Origin of the sequence: Streptomyces enissocaesilis, from assembly GCF_039533765.1 — a bacterium.
Classification (GTDB): Bacteria; Actinomycetota; Actinomycetes; order Streptomycetales; family Streptomycetaceae; genus Streptomyces; species Streptomyces enissocaesilis.
In genome coordinates, this window is sequence record NZ_BAAAUD010000002.1 from 44,844 (window position 1) to 70,093 (window position 25,250).

The 25,250-nt window shown below is 68.2% G+C and carries 21 protein-coding genes and 8 pseudogenes; 19 read left to right on the forward strand and 10 right to left on the reverse strand.

Annotated features, from left to right (window positions below; genetic code table 11):
• A complete protein-coding gene (locus ABD374_RS00550; protein WP_344488841.1) occupies positions 1-465 on the forward strand; it encodes a hypothetical protein in 465 nt (154 codons plus the stop codon).
• Between the two features lie 105 nt (positions 466-570).
• Here the strand turns inward: ABD374_RS00550 and ABD374_RS00555 are convergent, their stop codons facing one another.
• Positions 571-849: a hypothetical protein gene (locus tag ABD374_RS00555; protein ID WP_344488844.1), complete on the reverse strand. Its 279-nt coding sequence runs from the start codon at positions 847-849 to the stop codon at positions 571-573.
• 165 nt (positions 850-1,014) lie between these two features.
• Here ABD374_RS00555 and ABD374_RS00560 point away from each other — a divergent pair, with 165 nt between their 5' ends.
• A complete protein-coding gene (locus ABD374_RS00560; RefSeq protein ID WP_344488952.1) occupies positions 1,015-1,248 on the forward strand; it encodes a hypothetical protein in 234 nt (77 codons plus the stop codon).
• Here ABD374_RS00560 and ABD374_RS00565 read toward each other — a convergent pair.
• The 5 genes and pseudogenes from ABD374_RS00565 to ABD374_RS00585 form a co-directional block, all read right to left on the reverse strand.
• Positions 1,209-1,809, reverse strand: a pseudogene (locus tag ABD374_RS00565) (IS3 family transposase); the annotation flags it as partial. The gene ABD374_RS00560 and the pseudogene ABD374_RS00565 sit on opposite strands and share 40 nt — an antisense overlap.
• Before the next feature lie 184 nt (positions 1,810-1,993).
• A complete protein-coding gene (locus tag ABD374_RS00570) occupies positions 1,994-2,890 on the reverse strand; it encodes a tocopherol cyclase family protein (protein ID WP_344488943.1) in 897 nt (298 codons plus the stop codon).
• A 134-nt stretch (positions 2,891-3,024) separates the two neighbouring features.
• On the reverse strand, positions 3,025-4,017 hold the full coding sequence (locus ABD374_RS00575; RefSeq protein ID WP_344488847.1) for a polyprenyl synthetase family protein: 993 nt from the start codon (positions 4,015-4,017) through the stop codon (positions 3,025-3,027).
• A gap of 74 nt (positions 4,018-4,091) precedes the next feature.
• Positions 4,092-5,144: a prenyltransferase gene (locus ABD374_RS00580; RefSeq protein WP_344488850.1), complete on the reverse strand. Its 1,053-nt coding sequence runs from the start codon at positions 5,142-5,144 to the stop codon at positions 4,092-4,094.
• Positions 5,141-6,241 carry a methyltransferase gene (locus ABD374_RS00585; protein ID WP_425577083.1) on the reverse strand — a complete coding sequence of 367 codons (1,101 nt, stop codon included), beginning with the start codon at positions 6,239-6,241 and terminating at the stop codon, positions 5,141-5,143. Before ABD374_RS00585 ends, ABD374_RS00580 begins: the two co-directional genes overlap by 4 nt.
• A gap of 232 nt (positions 6,242-6,473) precedes the next feature.
• On the opposite strand from ABD374_RS00585, the gene hppD reads away from it, so the two are divergent.
• The 5 genes and pseudogenes from hppD to ABD374_RS00610 all read left to right on the forward strand — a co-directional run.
• Positions 6,474-7,598 carry a 4-hydroxyphenylpyruvate dioxygenase gene (hppD, locus tag ABD374_RS00590; protein WP_425577087.1) on the forward strand — a complete coding sequence of 375 codons (1,125 nt, stop codon included), beginning with the start codon at positions 6,474-6,476 and terminating at the stop codon, positions 7,596-7,598.
• 38 nt (positions 7,599-7,636) lie between these two features.
• Entirely contained in the window at positions 7,637-8,368 is a 732-nt protein-coding gene (locus ABD374_RS00595) for a demethylmenaquinone methyltransferase (protein ID WP_344488856.1), read from the forward strand.
• Entirely contained in the window at positions 8,365-9,666 is a 1,302-nt protein-coding gene (locus tag ABD374_RS00600; RefSeq protein ID WP_344488858.1) for a geranylgeranyl reductase family protein, read from the forward strand. Before ABD374_RS00595 ends, ABD374_RS00600 begins: the two co-directional genes overlap by 4 nt.
• A 93-nt stretch (positions 9,667-9,759) precedes the next feature.
• Positions 9,760-11,925 (forward strand): MMPL family transporter, encoded by a 2,166-nt coding sequence (locus ABD374_RS00605; RefSeq protein ID WP_344488947.1) that lies wholly within the window; start codon positions 9,760-9,762, stop codon positions 11,923-11,925.
• A gap of 108 nt (positions 11,926-12,033) precedes the next feature.
• Positions 12,034-12,213: pseudogene (locus ABD374_RS00610) on the forward strand (RNA polymerase subunit sigma-24); the annotation flags it as partial.
• A 178-nt stretch (positions 12,214-12,391) separates the two neighbouring features.
• Here ABD374_RS00610 and ABD374_RS00615 read toward each other — a convergent pair.
• Positions 12,392-12,715, reverse strand: a pseudogene (locus ABD374_RS00615) (Dps family protein); the annotation flags it as partial.
• Positions 12,716-12,733: 18 nt separating this feature from the next.
• Between ABD374_RS00615 and ABD374_RS00620 the strand changes: the two are divergent.
• Together ABD374_RS00620 and ABD374_RS00625 are read left to right on the forward strand one after the other, a co-directional pair.
• Positions 12,734-13,528, forward strand: a pseudogene (locus tag ABD374_RS00620) (IS5 family transposase).
• Complete coding sequence (locus ABD374_RS00625; protein ID WP_344488860.1) at positions 13,525-13,923, forward strand: hypothetical protein; 399 nt, start codon at positions 13,525-13,527, stop codon at positions 13,921-13,923. The pseudogene ABD374_RS00620 and the gene ABD374_RS00625 overlap by 4 nt, the downstream one beginning before the upstream one ends.
• On the opposite strand, the gene ABD374_RS00630 is transcribed toward ABD374_RS00625, so the two are convergent.
• The gene (locus tag ABD374_RS00630) at positions 13,920-14,504 is read right to left on the reverse strand and encodes a GNAT family N-acetyltransferase (RefSeq protein ID WP_344488863.1); all 585 of its coding nucleotides are present in this window, start codon (positions 14,502-14,504) and stop codon (positions 13,920-13,922) included. The genes ABD374_RS00625 and ABD374_RS00630 overlap by 4 nt on opposite strands.
• A 297-nt stretch (positions 14,505-14,801) precedes the next feature.
• Positions 14,802-15,092, reverse strand: a pseudogene (locus tag ABD374_RS00635) (hypothetical protein); the annotation flags it as partial.
• 189 nt (positions 15,093-15,281) lie between these two features.
• Between ABD374_RS00635 and ABD374_RS00640 the strand changes: the two are divergent.
• From ABD374_RS00640 to ABD374_RS00655, 4 genes and pseudogenes are all read left to right on the forward strand, one after another.
• Complete coding sequence (locus ABD374_RS00640; protein ID WP_344488866.1) at positions 15,282-15,668, forward strand: hypothetical protein; 387 nt, start codon at positions 15,282-15,284, stop codon at positions 15,666-15,668.
• 949 nt (positions 15,669-16,617) lie between these two features.
• The gene (locus tag ABD374_RS00645) at positions 16,618-16,914 is read left to right on the forward strand and encodes a hypothetical protein (protein WP_344488869.1); all 297 of its coding nucleotides are present in this window, start codon (positions 16,618-16,620) and stop codon (positions 16,912-16,914) included.
• Between the two features lie 471 nt (positions 16,915-17,385).
• Complete coding sequence (locus ABD374_RS00650; protein WP_344488872.1) at positions 17,386-17,721, forward strand: hypothetical protein; 336 nt, start codon at positions 17,386-17,388, stop codon at positions 17,719-17,721.
• Between the two features lie 88 nt (positions 17,722-17,809).
• A pseudogene (locus tag ABD374_RS00655) lies at positions 17,810-18,597 on the forward strand (IS5 family transposase); the annotation flags it as partial.
• A 169-nt stretch (positions 18,598-18,766) separates the two neighbouring features.
• Here ABD374_RS00655 and ABD374_RS00660 read toward each other — a convergent pair.
• A complete protein-coding gene (locus ABD374_RS00660; RefSeq protein WP_344488875.1) occupies positions 18,767-19,366 on the reverse strand; it encodes a TetR/AcrR family transcriptional regulator in 600 nt (199 codons plus the stop codon).
• Between the two features lie 169 nt (positions 19,367-19,535).
• Between ABD374_RS00660 and ABD374_RS00665 the strand changes: the two genes are divergently transcribed.
• The 6 genes and pseudogenes from ABD374_RS00665 to ABD374_RS00685 all read left to right on the forward strand — a co-directional run bounded on the left by ABD374_RS00665 (position 19,536) and on the right by ABD374_RS00685 (position 24,853).
• The gene (locus ABD374_RS00665; RefSeq protein WP_344488878.1) at positions 19,536-20,981 is read left to right on the forward strand and encodes an FAD-dependent monooxygenase; all 1,446 of its coding nucleotides are present in this window, start codon (positions 19,536-19,538) and stop codon (positions 20,979-20,981) included.
• Between the two features lie 146 nt (positions 20,982-21,127).
• Positions 21,128-22,257 (forward strand): annotated as a pseudogene (locus ABD374_RS00670) (IS701 family transposase).
• 152 nt (positions 22,258-22,409) lie between these two features.
• Positions 22,410-23,000, forward strand: a complete 591-nt coding sequence (locus tag ABD374_RS00675) for an SMI1/KNR4 family protein (protein ID WP_344488881.1) — start codon at positions 22,410-22,412, stop codon at positions 22,998-23,000.
• A 166-nt stretch (positions 23,001-23,166) separates the two neighbouring features.
• Positions 23,167-23,820, forward strand: a complete 654-nt coding sequence (gene mobF, locus ABD374_RS34490; protein ID WP_425577085.1) for a MobF family relaxase — start codon at positions 23,167-23,169, stop codon at positions 23,818-23,820.
• Complete coding sequence (locus ABD374_RS34495) at positions 23,808-24,497, forward strand: hypothetical protein (RefSeq protein ID WP_425577086.1); 690 nt, start codon at positions 23,808-23,810, stop codon at positions 24,495-24,497. Before mobF ends, ABD374_RS34495 begins: the two co-directional genes overlap by 13 nt.
• Positions 24,494-24,853, forward strand: a pseudogene (locus tag ABD374_RS00685) (hypothetical protein). The gene ABD374_RS34495 and the pseudogene ABD374_RS00685 overlap by 4 nt, the downstream one beginning before the upstream one ends.
• The last annotated feature ends 397 nt before the right edge of the window (positions 24,854-25,250 follow it).

Sequence of the window (25,250 nt, forward strand, 5' to 3'; positions counted from 1 at the left end):
ATGCAGAAGTACGCGATCGTCCAGCACATCACACGGTTCTTCTGGCTCCCGCGTGGTGTGAGCCGACAGCCACCCATGACCGTCCGGCGACTGGTAGGGCTCTGGCTGTTCGCGCTCGCCTTCGGGACCGGGCTCACCGGGCTCGGCTGGGACGATGAATTCGGTGGCAGCTACCTCGTGGAGCTGCTGCTCCTCTTCCATGTCTTCGGCGACATCATCGAAGGAGTACGGCACCGCTGGCCGGCCGCACTGGCCGCAGTAGCGGCCCTGTGGGGCGCCAGCCGGCTCACCGGCGCCGCCCTGCCCGGCTCCCTCGACAACGCCTGGGCGCAGACCATCGCCGCCGCCGTTGGCGTCACCCTCGGGTTGGCAGCGAGCGCCGCGATCACACGGCTTCCCGAGCGCGGGCCGCATCGGCCAGGCCGGAACCACGACCCCGGGTTCGACGGGGGACCCTCGCGCTAGTAACTCCGAGGCGAGCTTGAAAGGGGCCAGGGGCGAGGTGGTGCGCAACGTTCCTCTGTGGTGTCAGCGAGCGTCGCGCCGAGCTCACCGCGACGACGCGTCCTCTCACCGGGTTCTGGGGCGGCCCCCGGCGCACAGTGCGTGGTCGATCAGGGCGCTGGCCGCGTTCTCCTGCTCCATTATGTGCTGCGGGGTGTCGCCGCGTGCCTCGGACATGGAGACCACGGCGCTTCGCCCGCCGTCGTCGGTGACGCCGTTGAGGGTGATGTAGCCGCCGTCCCCTCCCTCATGGCTCCAGTAGGTTCCTCCGCAGCTCAGGGGGCGTTCGACCAGGCCGAGTCCGTATCGGCCGCCGGGCCACAGCTTTTGGACCTCTGCGCTCACGGGGACGGTCTGCTTCATCTTGGCCAACTGCCGTGCCGGCAGTAGGCGGCGCACCATGGGATGAGAAACACGCACTCACCGCGCGCGGGTGGTGCGCGCACTGTCCGCGCCTTCACATCGGCGGTGCGCACGACTCCAGGCCGTGCGCACCGACCCGGTGCCACCATGTCGCTGGGCAAGCTGATCAACAAGGTCGGCGCCTGCGACCGCTACCGCCACTACACCCACCGACCCACCGGGCCGCGCACCGCACGCTCCGCCGGCGCGGGCCCCGCAGGACTGCCGGACTGGTGGACCCGCCACCCCCGGGCCGGAGCAGAGACGAAGGGCCCCTTTCCCGTGGTCGTGGACACCGGTTGTCATGCGGCGGTGGCCAGCGTAGTTGATCGCTGTTCGTAGCTGATCGGGCTGATCTGACCGGGGCGGGAGTGCCTTCGCCTGGTGTTGTAGCGGGTCGCCCATCAAAAGACCGCGGGCCGGGCCTCACGGGCCCCGTTCCACCGTTTCCGTTCCTGGCGCGTCTCACGTTTCATGATGGCGTTCAGCGATTCCGCGGCGGCGTTGCCGGCGCTCGTGCCCACCGGGCCGCGCGATCTGGTCACGCCGAGGTCCGAGCAGACCGGGGCGAACTCCTTCGATACATATTGCGCCCCGTTGCCGCTGTGGAAAATCGCCCCGCGCAGGCCGTCGGCACCGCGGGCCGCCGCAGCGGCCCTGAGCGCGTCGGTGACCAGCTCCGTGCGCATGTGGTCGGCGATCGACCAGCCCGCCAGCCGCTTCGAGCACAGGTCAAACACCGTTGCTGAATAGAGGAATTGGCCGTCCCCGATGGGGAGGTAGGTTATGTCGCCCACGTACGTGGTGTTCGGCGCAGTCGCGCCGCAGCAGGTCCGGCACCGGTGTCGCCGCCGGCTCGGGAACGGTGGTGCGGACCTTCTTACGCAGGTGCAGCCCGCAAACTCGGCCCCGGCCTCTGCGCCGCCACGACATGGACCCCAACACCCCTAGCGTGACCAGCGAAAACGCTAACCAACCGGCCTTGGGTCAAGGCCCGACCTCCTCGGTCATCGAGTCGTCGAAGCGCACATGGGCCACGAACACGGCGTACGACCGCACCGCGACCGCTGGTGCGGTCGTACGCAAGTCACCGCAGGTCCGTCGGCCACCGGGTGCGGCTTGAACCGGTTTCCAGGCTGGCCAGCGCTGACTGTCCGGCGTAGTACAGCTTCCCGTCGCGGAAGACCTGCAGCTGAAGGTTCCCGGCCAAATGCTGCGTCGAGTAGCCGAAGCGGTGCGGGTCCAGCAGGGGAATCGGCAGCCTCGAAGGGCGACTGCCGGTTCCCTCTCCTACGAGCCGAACCCGATAGCGGTGGTTGCGGGCCTTGATCGTCCACCGGCCGTCACGTTCGCCGCCTTGCACCATCGCGGCGGGCGGAACCAAGCTGATCATTCTGTTGCCGACACTGACCACTACGCCGCCGACTGGCAGGGTCAGCCGCCCTCGGCCGAGCAGACCGCCGGCGAAGGCGACGCACATCTCCCCGCGGTCGAACCCATGGGCCTGGCCCCACCACCAGGTGTGAGGGAAGCCTCGTCCCCAGCTCTTCTCGGCGTAGACATGGCAGTCGGACAGGTCCCACACCTGGTCGCCCAGCCGGGCTGCCCCTCGGACCTTCGCATCGAACAGGTGGGGATGCCAGTAGTGGTTGAGTCCGGGCACCAGGGAGAAGATCCCACTGCCGTGGAAGGTACGCCGAGGTCTCGACCGGGGCTCGCGGAGCACACAGTTGATGTGCAGGTCGTCACCCAGCCGGACATGGAGCGCACCGGCGTCGTACCGGAGTGTGGCCGGGACGCAGATCTGGTAGCTCTGTGTGCTGGCCCAGGCTCCGTCGACACTCGTCGACCGGACGGTGCCAAGGGGGTCCGCAGCGACGACAACGGTGCCCCACGGTTGGCGGGAATGGTGGTTGATACCGCATGCGACAAGAAGCACCCGGCCCCGGCGTGTGTCGGTGAACCGCCACAGATAGCCCTCCATCGGCGCCTGGTGCGAGGGCAGCGGATCTCCCCAGGGGAAGTCCGCGCCGGTCCTGCGCCAGCGGTGCCGCACTCGTCGGCGTGCGCTCCGGGTGATGGCCTCCCAACGCTGCGGAGTTCCGTCGGGTCGTGTGTTCACCTGTCACGTCTTGTCAGGTAGAGCGCCATGGCGTTGAGTTCTTCGCGCGCCTGGGAGGAGATGCGCAGTGGTGCCAAGGCGTGGATGGCTGCGGTCATGTGGCGCTGGGCCTCCGCCTCGGCGGCGGCCCGGCCGCCGGCCACGTCGACGAGGTGGAGGGCTTCGGGGAGGTCGTTGGCGGTCAGCGGTTCACCACCGCGGGACAGGAGGTCAAGCAGGCCTCGGGCGGCGGGCGTGTCGGAGGCGAGCGCGGCGATGATCGGCAGGGTCTTCCGCGCTGCGAGCAGATCGCCCCCGACCGGCTTGCCGGTGCGTCCGGGTTCCCCCCACAGGCCGATCACGTCGTCGGTACATTGGAAGGCGATGCCGAGATGTCGTCCAAAGGCTGCAAAGCGTGCCACGTGGCGAGGATGTCCTCCGGCGAGGACCGCTCCGACAGCTGTGGAACAGGCGATGAGGGCCCCGGTTTTGGCTGCCGCCGCCTGACGGTACTCGTCTGGTGTCACAGCTGCCGGCCCACTCCAGGGGCGTTGGGTGAATCCGAGATCCTTCGCCTGGCCGTGCAGGGTGGCGATCATCGCGCGCGTCAGGAGGCTGACCGCTGTTCTGGCCCGGTCGGTGTGCTGGCTGAGCAGGGTGTCGATGGCAAGGATGTGCAGCCCGTCTCCGGCCAGCAGCGCGGGTCCGGTCCCGAATTGCTTCCACAGCGTCGGGCGGTTCCGACGCATGATGTCGCCGTCCATGATGTCGTCGTGGACGAGGGCGAAATTGTGGACGAGCTCGATGGCTACGGCACCGGGCGTGGCGCACCGCGGGGGGCCTCCGAGTGCTTCAGCTGCGAGATAGGCAAGAGCGGGACGGACGGCTTTGCCGCTGCTGGGGTCAGTGAGCGCGGTGCCGGCCGCATTGTGCCAGCCGAAGTGGTAGGCGCTTATCCGTGAAAGGGCGGCCGGGAGCCGTTTCACCGCGGCACGCAGTGCGGGTTCCATCTGGCGACGTGCGCGATCACAGGCCGTACGAGCTTGCCGGTGAGCCGCACTACTGGATACGGTCGCTGCTGCGGTCATGGCGCACCGTTGCCACGTCGGGTGGCGTGGACGGTCTGTCGCAGCCACAGGGCGAACATGAGGGTGGTCGCTCCCACGATGGAGGACCAGAGCATCGGTGCCGGGCGGCTGTTCAGCGAGAGGTCGAGCAAGAGTCCCACCATGGTCAGGCAGGTGGTGAGGGGCAGTTGCATCGAGGACCAGAACGTCACGGCATTGGCCTTGGCCGGATCGGCCATCGCGCCGCTGGACAAGCTGCGCACCACGAAGATCGCTACAGGCGCGACAGCCAGTTGGGCCAGGGCCACCGTCGGCGGCAGTTGGCCGCGAGCCGCCAGGACGACGACGCCGACGTAGAGGGCGAGCTGGCCGACCGCATAGGTGAAGGCCAGGCGGCGCGGCCCGAGTACACCAGCCAGCGTCTTCTTGCCGACGCGAGCATCGCCCTCGATGTCCGCCAGGTTCATGATCAGACATCGCAGGACCTGAAGGGCGGCGACGAAACCGGTGCCCCACAAGAGCAGCGAGCTGAACTGTCCGGCTTGCAGATACGCGGCAAGCAGCGGTCCCATCCCGTACAGCACGGCTGCGCATGTCACTTCCCCCAAGGCGTGGTAGTTCAGCCGCAGCGGGGGAGCCGTGTAGAACCAGGCCAGGGCCATCAGTGCGGTCGCGAGGATCCGCGCGGTCAGGGACGGCATGACGACGGTGAGGACGACCGAGGTGAACAGGAGGGCGAACGCCGCTCCGATACTGACGGCGGGCTGCAGCAGACCGTCCACCAGGACCCGGCTGCCGCCGGTCCACGCGGTCGGGGACAGATTGGCACGGTCAGCCTCAAGGTCGAAGTACTCATTGCAGAAATGAGTCATGAGATGGGTCGACCAGGCGAAGACCAGTGTGAGCAGGTACCAACGGAGAGAGAAGGCTCCCGTCGAGTGGACGGCCAGGGTAACGCCGAATCCGGTGACCATCATGCTCTGGAAAAGGAACTTGACCCGCGCGAGCTTGATGAAGGCGGCGAGCGAGCCCGCGCCGGGGCTCGCGATCGCCGCTCGCGTCATGCTCATGGGACGTGCTTGGTCGCAACGATGATGCCGTGGGGAGTCCAGCCTGGCACCGCGATCCGCTCGGCCGAGGAGAAACCGGCGTCGCGCAGGCACTGCTCGTACAGGCGCCACGGGTAGATCATGCCGCCTTCCGCCGGCAGGGCCGCGAAATAGACACTGTCGAGGGCCGCGATCAAGGGTCCGTCGCCTGCGTCGTTCGACATGGAGTTGAAGATGACGACCCGGCCGCCGGGCTTGAGAGCCTTGTATGCCTTACGAAGCAGCGTCGTGTTCTCCTCGGGCGTCCAGATGACGAGCTGATGGGCGAAGAGCACACAGTCGTTGTCCGAGGGGAATCGCTCGGCAAACATGTCGCCCGGATGCACCCTGATCCTGTCGGACAGACCAGCTTCGGCGATCTTCTTCTCGGTCACGGCGGCTGAGGCGGGGATCTCCAGGATGGTGACCTCGAGACCGGGATTGTGCTGGGCCAGGGCGATCGCGTTGACCGCGTCGCCGCCACCGCAATCAAGGAGGTGCGTGGCGTTGCCGAGGTCCAGCGCGGCAACGAGGTGCTCGTTGGCCAGCTGGGACCACGATCGCATGTACCGGTAGAACACCGACTCCAGGTGCGGGTGCTGGCTGAACCGGTGGTACAGGTCGGGGTGGTCACCGGGGATGCGGCGCAGTCCCACATTGGTGTTCTCGCGCAGCGAGTCCACGAAGTCGGCCTGCCCTTCGTAGACGATGTGCTGTTCGAATGCCACCGTGTCCTTCAACTTCTGCCAGATCCCCTCCGCGTTCAGGGAGCTGATCAGCGGCGCGGCGCTGTAACGGTCGCTTTCCTTGACCGTCAGTCCGAGCGCGGTGGATCCGAGGAGCAGGATGTCGGCCGCCCGCTCGGCCAGGGCCAGTTCCTCGCGGATTTCCTCGATTGTCAGGGCACCGCGTTCCATGAGCAGGTCAAGTAGCTTCAGCTCGCAGGCGGCATTGAGGTATTGGAAGGCCGCGTGTCCGAAAAGCATGAAGGACAAGCGGTCCATGTCCAGCACCTCGGCTGCCGGTGTTACCGGGGATGAGGTCGAGTCCATCGGGTCTGTCGTCACAGAAGTGGTCATGTGTTCCTCCAGGGGACGTGGGACCTCGCTGGGCAAGGTTCATCCAGAGCCCCGACACGGCGCACGTGCTGTTGACCCGAAGGGCACAGAGAGCACCCGAACGGATCACGCAGCACGCGCATCCCCACACGGGGGGGTTACTTTCGAATCCGGTGTTCTCCGATGTTGCTCATCTTCAGCGCAAGGGATTCCAGCCTTGAAACACACCGCCCTCGGCCTTTCCCCCATCGCGATGGAAGAGCGCCGCACCGTTTCGACGCGCCCCTGGGACATCATCGCCATCGACCACGTACGAATGTGCGTCGGTAACGCCCGGCAGGCCGCCTACTTCTACGTCTCCGCGTTCGGCATGGAGATCACTGCACGCCGCCGCCCCACGAGCACTCGCGACGGCCATGCCGAGTACGTCCTCTCTTCGGGCGATGTCCGCTTCGTCCTCACCGGGGGCAGCAGCCCCGACAGCAGCGCTTCACGATGGGCGGCAGTACACGGAGACGGAGTCAGCGACATCGCCCTCCAGGTGGCCAACCTGGACGAAGGTCTGGAACACGCGGTACTGGCCGGCGCGGTGGTGCTTGAGGAACCCCACGACACCGAAGACGAGTTCGGCACGGTGCGTACGGCAGCCATCGCCGCCTATGGGGAACTTCGGCACACCGTTGTCGAGCGACGTTCCTACGACGGACCGTTCCTGCCAGGCTTCGAACCCCCTGGCCCCGGAGGGCCCACACCCGCCGGGCCACAGCTGTTCCACCAGATCGACCACGTGGTGGGATGCGTGGAACTCGGGCGTATGGACGATTGGGTCGACTTCTACCGACGCACGATGGGGTTCTCCTTGATGGCGGAGTTCATCGGGGACGACATCGCCACCAAGTATTCGGCGCTGATGAGCAAGGTCGTCGCCGACGGCTCCCGCAAGGTCAAGCTGCCCCTGAACGAGCCGGCGCCGGGACAGCGCCGCTCGCAGATCGATGAATACCTCGACCACCACCGAGGCCCGGGCACCCAGCACATCGCTCTGGAAACCCACGACATTCTCGCTGCCACCGACGCCCTACGCGCGGCCGGCATCGACTTCCTGCCCACACCGGACACGTACTACAGCGACCCGGTGCTCCGCTCGCGGATCGGATCCGTGCGTGTAGGCATCGACGAGCTGCGCGACCGGGGGGTGTTGGTGGACCGTGACGAGGACGGTTATCTGCTGCAGATCTTCACCCGCCCTCTGGTGGACAGGCCGACGTTCTTTGTGGAGCTGATCGAACGCCACGGCTGCCAGGGGTTCGGGAAGGGCAACTTCAAAGCGCTTTTCGAAGCCGTGGAGCGCGAGCAGGAGCAGCGCGGAAATCTGTGACGGCCGTGTCAGTGATCCCATCGATCAAGGAGGAGAACATGGCTCGGGCAACGCTGGCCAAGCGGCCGGATGACGTATCGCGCATGTTCGACCAGGCGGCCCACCGTTACGACCTCACCAACACGGTGCTCTCCGGCGGGCGGGACCGGATGTGGCGCACCCGTACGCGCGAAGCCCTCGCGCTGTGCCCTGGGGAACGGTGCCTCGACGTCGCGTGCGGCACGGGTGTGTCCACCGAGGAACTGGCACGGTCGGGGGCGACCGTCGTCGGCATCGACCGATCACCCGGCATGGTGAAACAAGGAGAACACCGCCCTGTCACCCTGCAGGTGGGCGATGCCCTCGCCCTGCCCTTCGACAACGCGAGCTTCGACGCAGTCACGATCATGTTCGGGCTACGCAATGTCGTCGACGTTCCCGCCGCGCTGCGGGAGATGGCCCGGGTCGTCCGCCCGGGCGGACGCCTTGTGGTCTGCGAGTTCAGCCACCCCACCTGGGTGCCCTTCCGGACCTTGTACCTGCGGTACCTCATGGGCGGTCTGCCGCGCATCGCCCGCTGCGCCTCCAGTAACCCGGATGCCTACACCTACCTGTCGGACACCATCCGCGCCTGGCATGATCAGCGCACACTCTCGGCCATGATCACAGGGGCCGGTTGGGAGCAGGTGGCATGGCGCAACCTCACCGGGGGCATCGTCGCGCTGCATCGCGCCGTGCGCCCCCTTGAACGCGACAGCGCCGACCCCCTGTTCACGGAGGCACACACATGAGTCGGATGCTCCAGACGGATGCCCAGGTCATCGTGGTAGGAGCGGGGCCCGGCGGTGCCGGCGCCGCCTACCACCTGGCACGCCAGGGGGTGGACGTGGCGCTGCTGGAGAAGGCGGAGTTCCCCCGGGAGAAGGTCTGCGGTGACGGCCTCACACCTCGCGCCGTCCACCAACTGGTGCGTATGGGCATCGACACCACCGCCCCGGGCTGGAAGCGCAATCGGGGCCTCAGGTTCGTCTCGCGCGGGCGGACACTCGAACTGGACTGGCCGCAGAGCGGCCGCTTCCCCGGCTACGGTCTGACCCGTACCCGCCACGACTTCGACCAGATCCTTGCCGAACACGCGGTCGCCGCCGGAGCCCGGCTGCACACCCGGACCAAGGCGACCACGCCGCTGCTGGACGCCGGCGGACGGGTCGTAGGTGTCTCCGCCGTCGGCCCCGACGGGCAGCCCATGGACTTCACCGCCCCGCTTGTGATCGCAGCAGACGGCGTGGCCGGCCGGCTGGCCCTGGCAGTAGGGATCTCGCGGCTGGAGAAGAGACCTGTCGGCACCGCTGTCCGACGTTACTTCCACAGCCCCGCGAAACATCAGGACCCCTACCTGGAATCGTGGCTGGATCTGCGCCGCCCTGACGGCCGAGTGCTGCCTGGATACAGCTGGATCTTCCCCATGGGCGACGGCCGGGTCAACGTCGGCCTCGGCGTCCTCAACGACTCCCGCACCGGCTCGATGGAAACCCGCACCATGCTGACCACCTGGCTGGCGCGTACACCCGAGGAATGGGGGTTGCGCTCCGAGGAGAACGCTGACGGTCCGCTCCGTGGTGCAGCCTTGCCGATGGGATTCAACCGTCTCCCTCATTACCGCAACGGCCTCATGCTCATCGGTGACGCAGGCGGCATGGTCAACCCGTGCAACGGTGAGGGAATCACCTATGCCATGGAGTCCGGCGAACTGGCCGCGGACATCGCGGCCCAAGCGCTCGCCCGGAACGCCGGAGCCTCCCGCGAGCGGGCCCTGGAACGCTACCCGTCAGAAATGGAGGCCCGCCTGGGCCGGTACTACCGTCTGGGATGTGCCTTCTCGGCGCTGATGGCCCGGCCCTCGTTTACTTCGCTGGTCACCCAGAACGCGGTCAGGTCCCCGCGAGCCATGCGCTTCATGGTGCGGCTGCTGTCAAATCTGACCGACAGCCCCAGCGCGGATGCCATGGACCACATCATCAACACGATGATCCGTCTCACCCCTTCAGGTTCAGGTGGAAAGACCACGAACCGGCCCCGTTCGGCGTAACCAGTGCGGTCAGTGACCCCCTCAGCCCTTGCGGCCGCGGCCGCCGGGTGGGCCACCCGGCACAGAGCCCTCGTCCTCCTCCTGGCTGCGCTGGTGGTCTGTACGGGGGGCTGGTCGGCACTGGATCTGACCAGCCGGCTCGGCCTCGGAGGCACCACAGCCACCGCGAGTGAAGCCGCGCGTGCCGAGCAGTGGATCCGCACACACACCGGGACCAGTCAACCTGACCTGATCCTCGTCGTTGCCTCTCGCGGAGGCGGTCGTGTCGATACCAGCACGGCCACGAGCGACGGCACCGCTCTGGTCAAGCGCGCTGCGACACTGCCTGGCGTGGAAGTGGCAACGACGTGGTGGGACTCCAGGCTCCCCGAGTTGATCTCGGACGACGGGACCACCGCCTTGATCCTGCTCCAACTGACTGGAGACAGCAGCGACGCGGCTCGATCGGCGAACCGGATCATCCGCGAACTGTCAGGGGATCAGCGGTCCTTGACCGTCATGGCGACCGGTCCCGCTGCTGCGGGCGCACAGACCATGGAACAAGTCCAGCATGATGCGGAGCGCAGCGAGCTCCTCAGCGCACCTGCCGCATTCGCGGTGCTGACGCTCGCTCTCGGATCGCTCCTGGCCGGTCTGCTACCGATCGTCGTCGGCCTGGTGGCCGTTGGTGGCACTCTTGCCCTGCTCCACCTGCTCGCCCCGGTCACCGAAATCTCGCTCCTGACCGTCAACCTCACTACCGCGCTCGGATTCGGACTGGCAGTCGACTACAGCCTGTTCATCGTCACCCGCTACCGCGACGCACGGCAGCGCGGGCGCACCGGCCCGGAGGCAATCCTTGAAAGCGCGAGGACCGCGGGCCACACCGTGCTGTTCTCGGCAGGCGCCGTTGCCCTGTGCGCGTGTGCCCTGTTCTGCTTCCCCCTGTACTTCCTCAGCTCGATGGGCCTGGCCTGTGTCATCGTCGTCACCCTTGCCGCTGCGGCCTCAGTCTTCGTACTTCCTGCACTACTCAGCCTGTTCGGGGACCGCTTCAGCAGGCGCCAGCGTGCGCCCGTTCTCCGCGCCGTCACACTGTGGGGCAAACTGAGCCAGGCAATTCAGCGTCACCCACTCCTGTGGGGCGGCGCCGCCCTCGGCATGCTGGCGGTCCTCGCTCTCCCGGCCACTCAGGCCCGATTCCAGTTGGCCGACGACCGCGCCCTGGCAAGCACCTCCTCCGTGCACGTCGCTGGGGAATACATGCGTCGCCACTTCGACGAGGCGGCGCTGAATCCGATCACTGTCGTACTGCCCGGGCTTGACCCCGGAGACAGCCTGCACGCCCTGACCGCATACTCGGCCCGTCTCTCCGAGGTGCCTGGAGTGGCCCAGGTCGTCTCCGCCGCCGGTGTGTTCCACACGGGCACGGCCACTCCAGGAACGGCTTCCCTCCCTCAGTACGCCAACTCGGCCGGCGCGTGGCTGCAGGTTGTCCCAGTACCGTCAGTCACACCGACCTCCAGCGCCGCAGAGCGTCTGGTCATGAACGTGCGGGCTGTCCAGACCCCGGCCGGCCCCCACCGGATGGTGGGGGGACAAGCAGCGCTGTTCGCAGACACCAAGGACGCCCTGGCGCACCGCCTCCCCATGGCCGCGGGGTTCGTGGCCCTGAGCATGGGCGCGGCTCTCTTCCTCTACACCCGTAGCGTACTTGTGCCGATCAAGGCGATCCTGGTCGCAGCCCTGAGCCTCTCCGCGATCGCCGGGATCATGGTGACAGTCTTCCAGCAAGGGCACCTGCAATGGCTCCTGGGGCCGTTCACCGTCGTAGGACGGCTGGAGATGTCCACTCCCGTCCTTGTCCTGTTCCTCGCCTTCGCCCTGACCATGGACTACGAGATGTTTCTCCTCGCACGCATCATGGAGGAGTACCGTCGCACCGGCGACCATCCGGGTGCCGTACGCCACGGGCTGGAGTCCACCGGTCGCCTGATCACCCTCGCCGCCGCTGTTCTCATCCTGGCCGTGGCCGTGCTGGCCACATCGACCCTGACCGTTGTCAAACTCTTCGGATTCTCTCTGGCCGCGGCACTCTTCCTGGACGCCACACTCGTGCGTGCTGTGCTCGTCCCGGCGATCATGCACCTCGGTGGCCGGGCCACATGGTGGCCCCATCCTTCCCATCCACGTACCGACAGCCAGAGCGCACCGCTTCCTCGAGCTCTGTCAGGCGGTGGCAGTGACCGGGGTGCGAGGGCGAGAAGGTCCGCGTCGTAGGTGCGGTGGTGGATGCGGATACCGGAAGCGGTGATCGCCTGCCAGCGCACGGGCAGCAGCTCGAGGTAGTCGCGGCCGGTCAACGGGACGGGTGCGTTCCCTGCAATGGCTGTATTCAAATGGTCGGCGGCCGACCGTTCCCAGGTCGCCGACCACAAGGCCTACCTGACCCGGATCGTCCCCAACCTGGCGATGGAGCGGCTTCGTTCGATTCGCCACCAGCGCGAGACCTACGTCGGGCCATGGCTCCCCGAGCCGATCCCCACCGGCCCGGACACCGCTGACGCAGGGCAGGGGAGCCGGGTGCGCGTACGGCCGCGGCCAGGACGACGGGGACCATGCCCAGCCTGCGCTGGACGAACGCCAGGATCTCCGCGCTGGACGCGTCCACCCACTGGTGCACCGGGAGTCGGGGTGCGGAGGGCTTCCGTGGCCGGAGCCGTGTCGGATTCCGGGGACGGTGCCGTCAGGTGTGGGTCAGCGGGGTGTCCACCAGGTGCTCGGCGAGGAACCAGGTCTGGGCCTCGCCCGCTCGGACGACATCGGAGACGATCAGGTCGTTGGTGCCGTCGTCGCCGAGTTCCGCGATGCGGCGTGCCGCGTCCCGCGCGTCGATGAGGATCGTCTCGTGCGCTTCCAGGAGCCGGGAGAGCATCACGGGTACTTCCTCGGCGCCGTCGGGCGGCCGCGGGACGCGGGTGAGCTCGGCCGCGTGGCGGGGGTCCGCCACCGCGACGCCGCCCAGGCTCTGGACGTGTTCGGCGAGGGTGTCGACGATCGACAGCTGTTGCTCGCCTTGATCGAGCCGATGATCACGGCCTGGAAGCAGGACAGGGTGGCGCGGTCGGCGACCGGGGATCCCGGGGCCTGCGATCTGAGGGAGATCGTGAATGCGATCTTCCACCAGAACCGGACGGGCTGTCAGTGGCGCTGTCCACCGCACGACTTGCCGGCCTGGTCGGAGGTGTTCTACTGCTTCGGCCTGTGGCGCGAGGGCGGGCTCGACCAGCGGATCCAGGAACTGCTGCGCTGCCAGGTGCGGGAGGGAGCGCGGTGATTAGAGGGCCCGTCCCGCGTGATCATCGACATCCAGTCCGTGCGCGCGGCCGCCGGGGGTTCCGAAGACCACGACGGGACTGGACGCCAACAAGAAGGTGTCGGGGCGCAAGCGGGGACTGGCCGTCGACGTTCTGGGGCTGATCATCGGCGTCGTGGTGCCGGCCGCCTCCGCCCACGAGGACGCCGCCGGCATCGCTCTGCTCACCAGGCGGCGGCGCGGTGCGGGATGTGCCTGGAGAAGGCCCTGGTGGACCAGGGCTTCAAGGACCAAGTCATCATCCACGGTGCCCTGCTGGACATCGACGTCGAGGTCGTCCGCCGCAACCCGGACGACCAGGGCGAGGGCTTTGTCCCGCACCCCAAGAGGTGGATCGTGGAGCAGGTCAACGGCACGTTAATGCTGCACCGCCGCCTGGCCCGCGAGTACGACCACCGGCCCGACACCTTCGCCTCGCGCGTCTACTGGGCCTCGATCGCGAACATGACCCGCCGCCTCACCCCACCCGCCCCGGCCTGGCGCGCCGGCCTCGGGCTGGCCGCGTGAACATCATCGAGCTCCTGGCAGGCCTCCAGGCCCAGCACGACGAGACCACGGCTCGGGCCGGTGGACTACGCCACCAGATCAAGCACTTGACCGCCACCCTGACCGAGACCGAGGCGCGACTCGCGGACCTGGCCACCACCCGGAAGGTCATCGCCCGACGCGTCCCACCCGGGACCGAGCCCGAACCGCCCGAGACGAACACCGCCTACCAGGCCATCGTGAACGTCTTCGACCAGCACCCCGGCCAGGTATTCAGAGACCGTGAGCTGTACGAATTCCTCGGCATGCCCACCGACGAGGCGACCGTCAACATCACCCGCAGCCGCCTCGGACGCCTCACACGCCAAGGCTTCCTCACCCAACTCGGACGCGGCCGCTACCAGAAACGGACTTAACGCCGCGCTTCGCCGGCTGGAATCGGCACAGCCGACGGCTGCCACTCTCGCCTGAGCAACCCGAACACCCACGAGTCGGATACCTCGCCGTTCACCACGCAGTCTTCCCGTAACGTCCCTTCACGCACGAATCCGACCTTCTCCAATACCCGGGCGGATGCCACGTTGCGCGTATCGGCCTCGGCCTGCACTCGATTCAGGTCCAGTGTGTCGAATGCCCACTGCAGCAAGGCGCGCGCGGCCTCTGTCGCGTAGCCGTGGCCCCACATCGCATCGTCGAGGCAGTAGCCCAACGACGCACTGCGGTAGTCCGGGTTCCATCCGGTCAGACCGCACCAGCCGACGAAGGCACCGTCAGAAGCACGGTCGATGGCCACCCGTGCCCCGGTGCCTTCGTCCGCGATCTTCCGGCACATCGCGATGAAGCGGTCGGCGCGGGCATGTTCGGTCCACGGCGGGGAGTCCCAGTAGCGCATCACGTAGGTGCTGCTGTGCAGCGCGAAGAGCAGGTCCGCGTCGGCGTCGGTGAAGGGCCGCAGTCGCAGGCGAGCGGTGTGCAGTATGGGGGTGGCCAAAGTCATGCGTACCACCTTGTGTCCTCATGGGGCGGGCAGAACACCGAATATCCGACCCCGGTCCGGCCCTCACGACCAAAGCAGCGCCTGTCAGCAGATTGAGCACGGCACGACTACTCGGCCTGCCCACCGACGCCCCAGACATGAACGGCCCCCGCAGCGGCCTCGCCCGCCACGGCCTCCTCACCCAACCCGGGCCGGGCCACTACTAGAAACGGACTTAACGCCCTCTCGGAGACCATCTCATGTGGCGAGTCCGCGGTAGCGGACGAGGGTGCAGGCGGCGATGTTGGTCGAACCCGCTCAGCCGGCCGAAGTGTTCTGTGTCGCCTCGCGTGCCTCGGTGAGGGCTCGCTGCCTGAGGTTGCCGCCGAACAACTGAATCGTGGTGGCGGCCAGGATGTCGTCCCTGCCGATGGTCCGCCCGTCCCCCCTGCGGGCGGACAGGGCCCGGAGGGAATCCTTGAGGAACGGGGGTGGGACTGGTTCGCCCGACATCGCCAGGGTGACCGTACCGAAACGTTTGACCCCGCCTTCGCGGACGACTGTGGCCGCGTCCCGGGCGAGGTCCGTCAGGAACACGCTCGCGATTCCGTGCTGCCGACGGCCGACCCTGCTGCTTCACGATGTCGTGACAGCCATATACCGCCGGTCCAGCCGAAGTTGGCCTGAACGGCGCTTCTGGGCCTGCTTCACCGGACCGGACACTGACTCGGCAGTGCCGGTCGGGTACTGGGAGAGGAAATGATGTCCGTAATGAGGAAACCGAGCACGATCTGTAGCTTGAGTGCGGCCGCGGCCCTGGCGATGGGAATGCTGACGGCCGGGCCGGCCTCAGCAGACGTCCGCGCGGCCGCCTGGCCCAACGACACGTACTACGTATGTGCCGACTACTGCGACGGCGCTACTCAAGGTGGGGTCGTCTGGGGCAACCGGACCTCGAAGCTTCAAGGGTGGGTGGAGGCATACAACGGCACCACAACCGTCTATTTCGACGCCTTCGCCGGTTCCACCAAGGTCGACAGCGATTCCAGGACCTCCAGCGGCCCTGTGGTCCCCTACAACTTCTACATCGGCGACCCCGATCGGCCCGGCGGCGTCGATCGGATCAGGGTCCAGGTGTGCGCGCCTCGCGGCTGCGGCGAGCAGTTCAACCTGATCAGGGACTGACGCAGCTTCCGTAGTCGTACGGGCAGCCGCACAAATCCGCTGGAACTCCTGCGGCAGCCTTCGGGGCGGCAGAGGAAGCTGGGCGACACTACTGACGGCACCGGTTTGTTCTGCTGCTCCAGAACTGTCCGGTCTACCTGGTGTTGCGGTGCCCTCTTGGTCGGGGGCGCCGCAGTGGTGCGGGACGGGTGGCGGAGGGTCCTCCGGCTAGCCAGAAGGCGGGCCGGGACTCGGGGGGCAGGAGCGTCCTCGCCGCCGTCCGGACCGTCGAAGCCGGCGCCTGTCCGGGCGTCTCCGGGCCCGCGGAGGCCGGACGTCACCGGTGGGGGAGTTCAGCGGCCGCAGACGGGCAGCTGCTGCTCGCCGGCCGAGAGGTCCGCCACAGCGCTGCATAACATCGCAGATCTGCACTGTTCCGCGCGAGATCTATGCACGGCTGCTGCATACAGCGCCCCTGGTGGTGCTCGCCACCTCTGCCACCTGCGGTTTTCCCTTCCAGGGAAACGAGCTACGAGCTCGTCGGCCAGTGGCGTCTTGTTCTGGAGAATCAGAACTAGACGGTTCCCCTAGTGATACCGACCCATGCCCCGCGCCCGTCGTCCGGGAGGACCAGCCGATGAGCGCGCAGCCCGACCACGCACCCGTCACCGCGGTGAACACGGTGGGCCGCCCTTAAGGGATCAGTACGGGAAGGCCACTGCGATCACCTGAACCATCTGTGCACAGCCCTCATCCGCGACGACCGAACGCGACGGCGCGGCACTGAGCTGAGTGTTGAGCCAGGTGTGCGGGCCCAGGCTCCGCCTGTAGGACGGTAACCGGTCTGGATCTTCTCCCCTGTCCAGCCGGTGACGAAGGGGCAATGTTCACACCGGTGAGAGGGGCTGCTGAACAAATACCGGCGGGCTGTACTTATTGGGAGCAGACCACCGACGACGGGAGACAATCCATGCGTAAGTCGTTCACGGCGGTACTCTCCGCTCTGGCGGTGAGTACCGCCCTGCTGGCGGGGGGCAGCACGGCTCAGGCCGAGCCCGCCCCGCTTACCGGGGGAGCGAGCGCTTCCCACTCATCTGGCGCCGTCCAGCCGCAGCCTGCTGATGAGTACGAGTACTACAACTGGTACTTGAGCCAGAACAACTGTCTGGTCGCGGGGGGCAACCTCTACAAGACGGACAACCGCATCCGGTATCGGTGCGACGGGCACAAGGGCTCCTTCTGGTACCTCTATGTGAACTGGCCGTAAATCGCCGTGGTTTGACCTGACTGACAGGTCAGGGCCAGGGCGGTCCCACGTCCGGCCCTGCGGTGCCGGGTGCGTCCGGCAGCCGGTCGCGTAGGGACCGGACGTATGAGCACGGCCGGTCCGCGAGCGCCATCTCCCAGCCGTGCGCATGCAGCCGGGCCGAGGCCCGCACCGAACCGGTCCACGGTGCGGTGCGGGCCTCACGGCCTCTCCTGGACCATCCGCCCGCAGCGGAAGTCGTATCGCCGGGTTCCAGCACCCATGCGGTGTCGGAACCCGCTGGCCGGGCTCGTCACCGTTCGCGGCCCACGGTGTCGGTGCCCGGCCGAACGCTGCACGGCCAGGCGCCAGCGGCCGGGGCAGACCTGTCTCGAACGGCCCGGCGGAGAGTGCTGATCCTGCACCTTGGGCAGTTTTCGGCACCGATTGAGCCCGCCTTGCAGGATGGGCGGTGGCGGTACGCTTCGTCGCGTGACCATAGCCAGCACGAATGATGCGCAACTGAACCGGCTATGGGGCGCCGTATGCGCCTTCGCGGGGCTCTTCCTCCTCGTATGGGCTCTGTCATGGGTCAAGGCGAGCGTGCTTGACAAGGACCTGCAAAATCGTTGCGGAGAACTACACACCGCCAGTTTCCCCTTCGAGAAGTCCTGCACCTACGACGATGGCACTGTTGAGAACGCAAACAGCTTGCTCTTCGACGGGATCTTCTTCGGCTCACTGGCCGCAGCTCTGGTCTGCTTGACAGTCGTGTTCACGATCGAGGCGAGCCGGAGAAAAAAGCACCGACGCGCGTTTGACGTCTAAGAACCGCCAACAGAAGTGTCTGATGGTGTGACTGTCGGCTTGATCGCTCGTTGGTTGGTGTGTGGGGAAGAGGGAGTCGCGTCCGTGGATCGTCTCGGACGAACTGTGGTCGCTGGTCGAGCCGTTGTTGCCCGAGCCGGGGCCGAAGTTGGTGGCGGGGCGTCCGCGGGTGCCCGACCGGCAGGCGTTGTGCGGGATCTTGTTCGTGCTGCACACCGGGATCCAGTGGGAGTATCTGCCGCAGGAGCTGGGGTTCGGCTCGGGCATGACGTGCCGGCGCCGGCTGGCGGCCTGGAACGAGGCCGGCGTCTGGGACCGGTTGCATCTCGTGCTGCTGGCCAGACTCCGGGCGGCGAAGCAGCTCGACTGGTCGCGGGCGGTGATCGACTCCTCCCACGTGCGGGCCGCTCGGCGCGGCCCGAAAGCGGCCCGAGCCCGGTCGATCGCGCCCGGCCAGGCAGCAAGCACCACGTCCTCGTCGACGGCCACGGCATCCCGCTCGCGGTGTCGCTGACCGGCGGCAACCGCAACGACGTCACCCAGCTCCTGCCCCTCCTGGCGAAGATCCCCTCGGTTCCCGGTGTCGTCGGCAGGCCGCGTCGGCGGCCCCCCATCCTCCTCGGTGACCGCGGCTACGACCACGACAAGTACCGCCGTCTGGTCTGGGCGCAGGGCATCAAACCCGTCATCGCCCGCCGCGACGTCGCGCACGGATCCGGCCTCGGTGTTCACCGCTGGGTCGTCGAGCGCACGATCGCCTGGCTGCACGGCTTCCGACGCCTCCGCATCCGCTGGGAGCGGCGAGACGACATCCACGAAGGCTTCCTCGGCCTCGCCACCTGCCTCATCACACACCGGCACGTGAAACGCCTTTGTTGGGACCCCTTAGGCGTGTCAGGGGCTCGGCGGGTTCTCGGCGCTCGGCTGGCCTCCGGGGCCCCGGATTTCTCGGCGCCCGGCGGGTCTCATGTGCTGGGCGGTCTTCCAGCGCCCTACCGGTCCCGTGGGTCCCGTGGCCCCGACGGATACGAGTGCTCGGCAAGCCTCAGGGACTCGGCGCGGTCAGGTACCGCTGAATCGTCGGTGCCAACCATGCCACGATCTCTGCCCGCGCCAGCCCCACCGCGGGCGGCATCCGCAGCACGTACCGCGTGAGCGCCAGCCCCAGCAGCTGCGACGTCATGAGTGCCGCCCGTGCCGGGACCTGCTCGGGGTCGGGGCACACCTGCCGGGCGACCGGCAGCAGCTGGTCCCGCAGGATGCCCTGCATGCGCTCCGCCCCGGCCTGGTTGGTCACGCCGACCCGCAGCAGGGCGGTGAGGACCTCGTTGTTCTCCCACATGTCGAGGAAGTGCTCGACGAGGATCCGCCCCGCGTCCTGTCGGCGGTCCGCCCCGCTCACGTCCGGCAGCCGCAGGTCGATGGCAACGGCCGCCGCGAAGAGGCCCTCCTTGTTGCGGTAGTACCGCATCACCATCGACGGGTCGATGTTCGCGTCCTTGGCGATGGCGCGGATGGTGGCTCGCTCGTAGCCGTCGGTCGCGAAGCGCTCGCGGGCCGCCGCGAGGATCGCGCCGCGAGTGGCGTCGGAGCGGCGGGGGGCGCCGGAACTGGGAACCGTGGAGGTGCTGTCGCTGCCATTCATGCCAACAAGCGTAGGCCAACGGGTGTAGGTCAACAAGTGTTCGTCAACAGTTGTTTGCCAACGACTGTTGACATTCTTTTTGACGCCCCGCTACCTTCGTCAACAAGTGTTGGCCAACATTTGTTGGCCATGAGCGATGGCAAGCAAGCGTTGGCAACAGGAGGCCACCATGAACGGCACCGCCACCGACCGCACCGTGATCGTCGTCGGCTCGGGCCCCACCGGCCTCCTCCTAGCCGGTGACCTCGCCACGGCGGGCGTCACCGTGACCCTCGTCGAGAAGCGGCCGCGCAAGATCAGCAATCTCTCCCGCGCCTTCGGGGTGCACGCCCGCACCCTGGAGCAGCTCGACGCCCGCGGCCTCGCCGATGAACTCCTCACCACCGGCGACACCATCACCGGCCTGCGGCTCTTCCGCCGCCTCTCCCTCGATCTGAGCAGGCTGCCCTCGCGTTTCCCGTTCCTGCTCATCACCCCGCAGTACGAGGTCGAGCGGCTCCTGGAGCGGCGGGCCCGGGAGACTGGGGTCGAGTTCGCGTACGAGAGCGAGGTCGTGGGGCTGCGGCAGGACGACGAGGGGGTCGACCTCGACGTGCGCGGCGCGGACGGGGCGGTCGTCACCCGCCGGGCGGCCTATGTCGTCGGCGCCGACGGTCACCGGAGCGCCGTGCGGGAGGCGATCGGCCTGGACTTCCCCGGTGTCTCCGTCATCAAGTCGCTGATCCTGGCCGATGTCCGGCTGGCCGAGAAGCCCGAGGGCGTCCTCACCGTCAACGGCCGCGGCGACGCCTTCGCGATGATCGCCTCCTTCGGCGACGGCTGGTACCGGGTCATGGGCTGGAACCGCCGCAACGAGGTCTCCGACGACGCCCCGCTCGATCTCGACGAGGTCAAGGAGATCACCCGCCGTGCCCTGGGCGCCGACTACGGCATGCACGACGCCCGCTGGCTCTCCCGTTTCCACAGTGACGAGCGCCAGGCACCGCACTACCGGGTCGGGCGGGTCTTCCTCGCCGGGGACGCCGCGCACATCCACTCCCCGGCCGGCGGGCAGGGCATGAACACCGGCCTCCAGGACGCCGCCAACCTGAGCTGGAAGCTCGCCGCGGCCGTCCAGGGCCGGGCGCCCGAAGGACTCCTCGACAGCTACGAGGCCGAGCGCCACCCGGTCGGCAGGGCGGTGCTGCGCAGCAGTGGCGGACTGGTCCGGCTGGCCCGCGCGCGGAATCCGCTGCTGCGTGCCGCCCGCGCCCTTGTCTCCGCGTTCGTCGACATGGCCCCGCCCGTCCAGCGCAAGGCCCTGGGTCGGATCACCGGGATCGGCTACGCCTACCCCGCCCCCCGCGGCGCCCACCGCCTCACCGGCACCCGCGTCCCCGACGTCGCCCTGAAGGACGGCCGGCTCTACGAGGCGCTGCGCGGCAGCCGGTTCGTGCTGATCACGCCCGGGACGTACGAGGGCCCCGGTGTCCGTGAGGGGTGGCTGACCGTGGAGCGCTGGGCGGGCGACCGCCGGACGACCGTCCTCGTACGGCCCGACGGATACGCGGCCTGGGCTGCGGAGGATGCGGACACGGCGGGGATCGAGGAGGCGGTGGCCCGGTATCTGGGCTAGGCCCTCTCGGCTGGATCATCCCGGCGTCACGGGGTCAGGGCGGTCGAGAGGCGCCGCACCTCACGGCCGGGCTGATCCGAACGACAGGGTCCAGTAGTACTGCGTTACGTTGGGTGATCTTGCCTGGTAGTGGGCATCTTCTCGCTATGAGGTTGGGGGAGGTGGAACGGCTCCGGGGTGAGTTGGCGGAGTTCGTTGCCGATGTGTTCGCCTCGTTTGTCGCGGCGGGATCAGCGGCGGTGGGGCGAGTGTTACCTGCGGGGCCTGATGCTGGAGGGCCGACGTAAGTCGATCCAGCCGATGGCCGAGCGGCTGCCGGACGGGAACACGCAGGCCCTGCAGCAGTTCGTGAACCAGTCGCCGTGGGATCCGCTGCCGGTCAGACGGCGCATCGCCGAGCGACTGTCCGAGATGATCACACCCGAGGTGTGGGCCATTGACGACGTGTCGTTCCCCAAGTGCGGCAAGGCGTCGGTCGGGGCGGCCCGTCAGTACTGCGGAGCGGTCGGAAAACGAGCGAACTGCCAGGTTGCGGTCAGCGTCCACGCCGCCACCGACACTGCGTCCTGTCCGCTGAACTGGGAGTTGTATCTGCCGAGCGAGTGGACGGACGAGCCGGACCGATGCCGCAGGGCAGGAGTGCCGGACGATGTCGTCCATCAGGAGAAGTGGCGCCTCGCGCTCGGCCTGCTCGACACGCTCACCGAGTGGCAGTTGAAGGCGCCGATCGTGGTCGCCGGTGCCGGCTACGGCGTTAACACCCCCTTCCGGCCCGCCCCCGTTGCCCCGCTATCGCACTTTGTCGCGAGCCGTCTCCGTCCTCGCGGCCGAGGCCGGCGCCGGCCGATTCGCCGAGGTGACCTGGCGGCAGGGCAGCAAAGGCGCAATGACCTCACGGTTCGCCGTGCTGACCGTCCGTCCTGCGGGCAAGCAGTCCCTGGCCGCGGCTCAGGAGGCGGGCGGCGGCCGCAACCGGTGGGACGGCGTCCTGCCCACCCGGATACTCCTGGTCGAATGGCCGGACGGGCAGGACGCTCCGCCGGACTACTGGATATCGAACCTGCCGGCAACCACCCCGGTCGCCGACCTCGTGCGGTGGGCGAAGATGCGCTGGCGGATCGAGCATGACTACCGCGAACTCAAGCACGGCCTCGGCCTGGACCACTTCGAGGGCCGCACCTGGCGCGGCTGGCACCACCACGTCACCCTCGTCACCGCCGCCCAGGCCTTCCTCGCCCTCAGGCAGCTCGACCCAAAAGTCCTCACGCCGGCCTGACCCTCTACCGGGTCCTCGACCTCCTCCAGGACCTGCTGAGGTGCTGGGCCGGTACCTGCACCACCTGCGGACGACCCCTACCCAGCCAACGAAGCCGCCGCAGACAGAGCAGAACCTAACGAAGCTACTAGGCCGTCTCTTTCGGATCTTGCATGATGGCCGGCATGAACACGGAAGCCTGCGACCCAGCCGAGTTGGCCGCGCTCCGCGAGATCTTCGCGTCCCGTCCCGAGGCGGTGCCGCCGGCCGGCTCGGAGGCGGTGCGGTCCTTCGAGGCGGAGCACGGCATCGTGCTCCCGGAGCCGTACCGCACATTCGTGACGGAGATCTGCGACGGACTGCGCGCGGGACCGCCCTACTACGGTCTGCTGCCCCTCGCGCAAACGCCCTCGGACTGGGGCTCGGACCGCCCCGAGCGCCTGCTTGCCGAGCCTTTTCCGCTCACCGCGGCCTGGCTGTGGGAGGCGGAGGGCGACGAGGCGGCGCTGTCGGAGCAGGAGTTCGAGGACCGGATGGACTCCGTGTTCGACCACGGCTCACTGCTGCTGGGCACCGACGGCTGCGGCATGTACTGGCACCTGATCGTCACCGGCCCGCAGCGTGGTCACGTCTGGCTGGTCGACGAGAACGGCGCGATGCCCTTCGGCACCCGGCCGGGCACCTCCCTGATGCCGGGCACGCCCGGTTTCGCGGGGTGGGTGACCCACTGGGCCCAGGGCCGCTCCTGGTTCGCGGATGCCTAGGGGCGTTTCCTTCTGATCATCGGATCGTCGGCCTGGCCGTGCCGTTGACTGACGCGCAGTGGGCGCGGGTAGAGCCGTGGTTACCTGATCGGACGCCGAGACGAGGCGGGCGGTGACGTGATCATCGGCAGATGATCGAAGCCATCGACCGGGACAAGAGGCTGGCGTGCTGGGGGATGCGGTCGCACAGATCCGCTGGAAAAGCGGCGGCAAGCACCGCGCCCGGGTCAAGGACGGGCTGATCGTCGCGGTCTTCCGGCACTATGAGTCCAGAGCCGGAAAGCCCCTTCTCCACGATCATGCGGTGATCTCGATCCGCGCCCGGCGGCCGGACGACAAGGGGACGTGGGGCAACTTGTCGGCGGATTTGATGCTGACTCACATCGCCGCGGCCGACACTCTCTACATCCTGTACTTCATGGAGGAGGTGTCTGCCCGGCTCGGGTGGGCGTGGGAGCCGCGCGAGGTGACGCCGGGCCGCAGGCCCGTCATGGAGATCGCGGGCATCGACCAGCGGCTCATCTGCTGGCAGTCGACCCGCCGCCAGCAGATCGAGGACGCGCTGCCCGTCCTCACCACCAAGTACGAGGAGAAGCACCGGCACGTGCCGGGGGAGTGGGCCGCCTACGCGCTGGGCTGCCAGGCCGCCGACCGGACGCACCCGCCCAAGCGCACCGTGCTGCTGTCGCTGACCGAGCTGACCAAGCTGCGCGAGCGATGGCGGGACTCAGCGATCCGGGCCTACGGCGCCGATGTCGTCGACCGGCTGGCACAGCGGCCGCGGAAGTGTGGGCACGGGTGCGGCCGGTGGTCGACATAGCACTGGCGGCCGTCGACGTCGTCGTCGTGGTGTACGTGATGCGCGGCGCGTTCAAGCGCCACCATCTGCTCGCCGAAGCCCGCCGCTACCTCTCCTACGTCCTGCGCGGCCGGCCCCACCAGGCGGGCCTGGACGAACAGATCGTGCAGACCGTTGTCGACGACTGCACCCGGTCCGTCGGGAGGGGTCGGATGATGACCGCCGACCTGCGCGCCCTGTACCCGCGCGACACGGAGGACCAGGCCGTGCTGCGCCCGCTGACCCGCAAGCGGACCGCTCTCCTCTACGAGCGGACCCGCCTGGCAGCCGGAGCGCTGACCGCCCGGGTCCACGCGGCACGCCGCTCGGACCGCCTGGGCTCCCGCGCCCGCCCGCACACCGTCGCCGTGCCCGGCGCCTCGAGGTCTCGCCCGCATCAGTCGCGCACGGACCGGGAGGCCGGCCGCGGCCAGGAGCACAAGCAGGGGGCCGATGTCGCTGCGCTGGAGCAGACCCGCGCCACGATCGAGGCCGCCGCCGCCAAGATGGCCGCCCAGCTCCAGGACGGCATCCGGGAGCGCGCCCTCACCCCCGACCCCGCGCCGCAGCCCGCCACGGCGGCGTCCCCGCCGTCACACACCCAGCAGCCCGGCGTGCAGCAGACGCAGGGCTGGACACCCACTGGAGGAGTCGCATGACCACACCGGAGAACCCGGAGGTCCCGGGACTCAAGGACGCCCTCGCCCGAGCCCGAGCAGCCCACGAGGAGATGGCCGCCGCGCTCGACGAGGACCAGGAGCCCGAGCTCGAGCCCGATGAGGTCCTGGGGTGGCAGCCGGTCTGGAAGCGGCCCCGGAAGCCGAAGTCGAAGGCAGCGGAGAAGGAGGACTTGCGCAAGCAATGACGCCGGCTCCAGGACGCCGGAAAACGCCACTTCGTCTCCGAACAGTCGCGCCGCCCCCGGTGCCGGCAGAGCCGGATCGGCAACGCGGCCGCGCGCCGCGACGCCCGCGCCCTGTCCCGGGTGCGCCACTCCAACGCCTGGCTGTGGTGACGATGCCGGACATCGTCCGCCGAGTGGAACCCACGATGTTCAGCATCCAGTGGCGATGCACGACATCGGGTGGAGCCCACTCGGTGGAGTCCGCCCGATGGACTCCACCGAGTGAGCCTCCGTCAACTTGAAGTCGCAGGTCAAAGGGCTGGTGTGACCGGCTCTCAGGATGTTCACGCTGGCCGTGGGCGATAGTCTGCGGAGTGGATCGTCTGGAGCCGTACGAGCTGATCGAGGAAACACGACTTGGTGCTCCAGCAGGATTTCGCTGTCTGACCTGTGGGTTTCCCTGGGTGCTGGAGTGGATTGGTCGGCCGAGGGCGTAGTACCCAGGTGGCGGGGTGTGGGACGGGCGGTACCGGCGACTAGGCTGATCATCCGTTCGAACGGTGGGGGG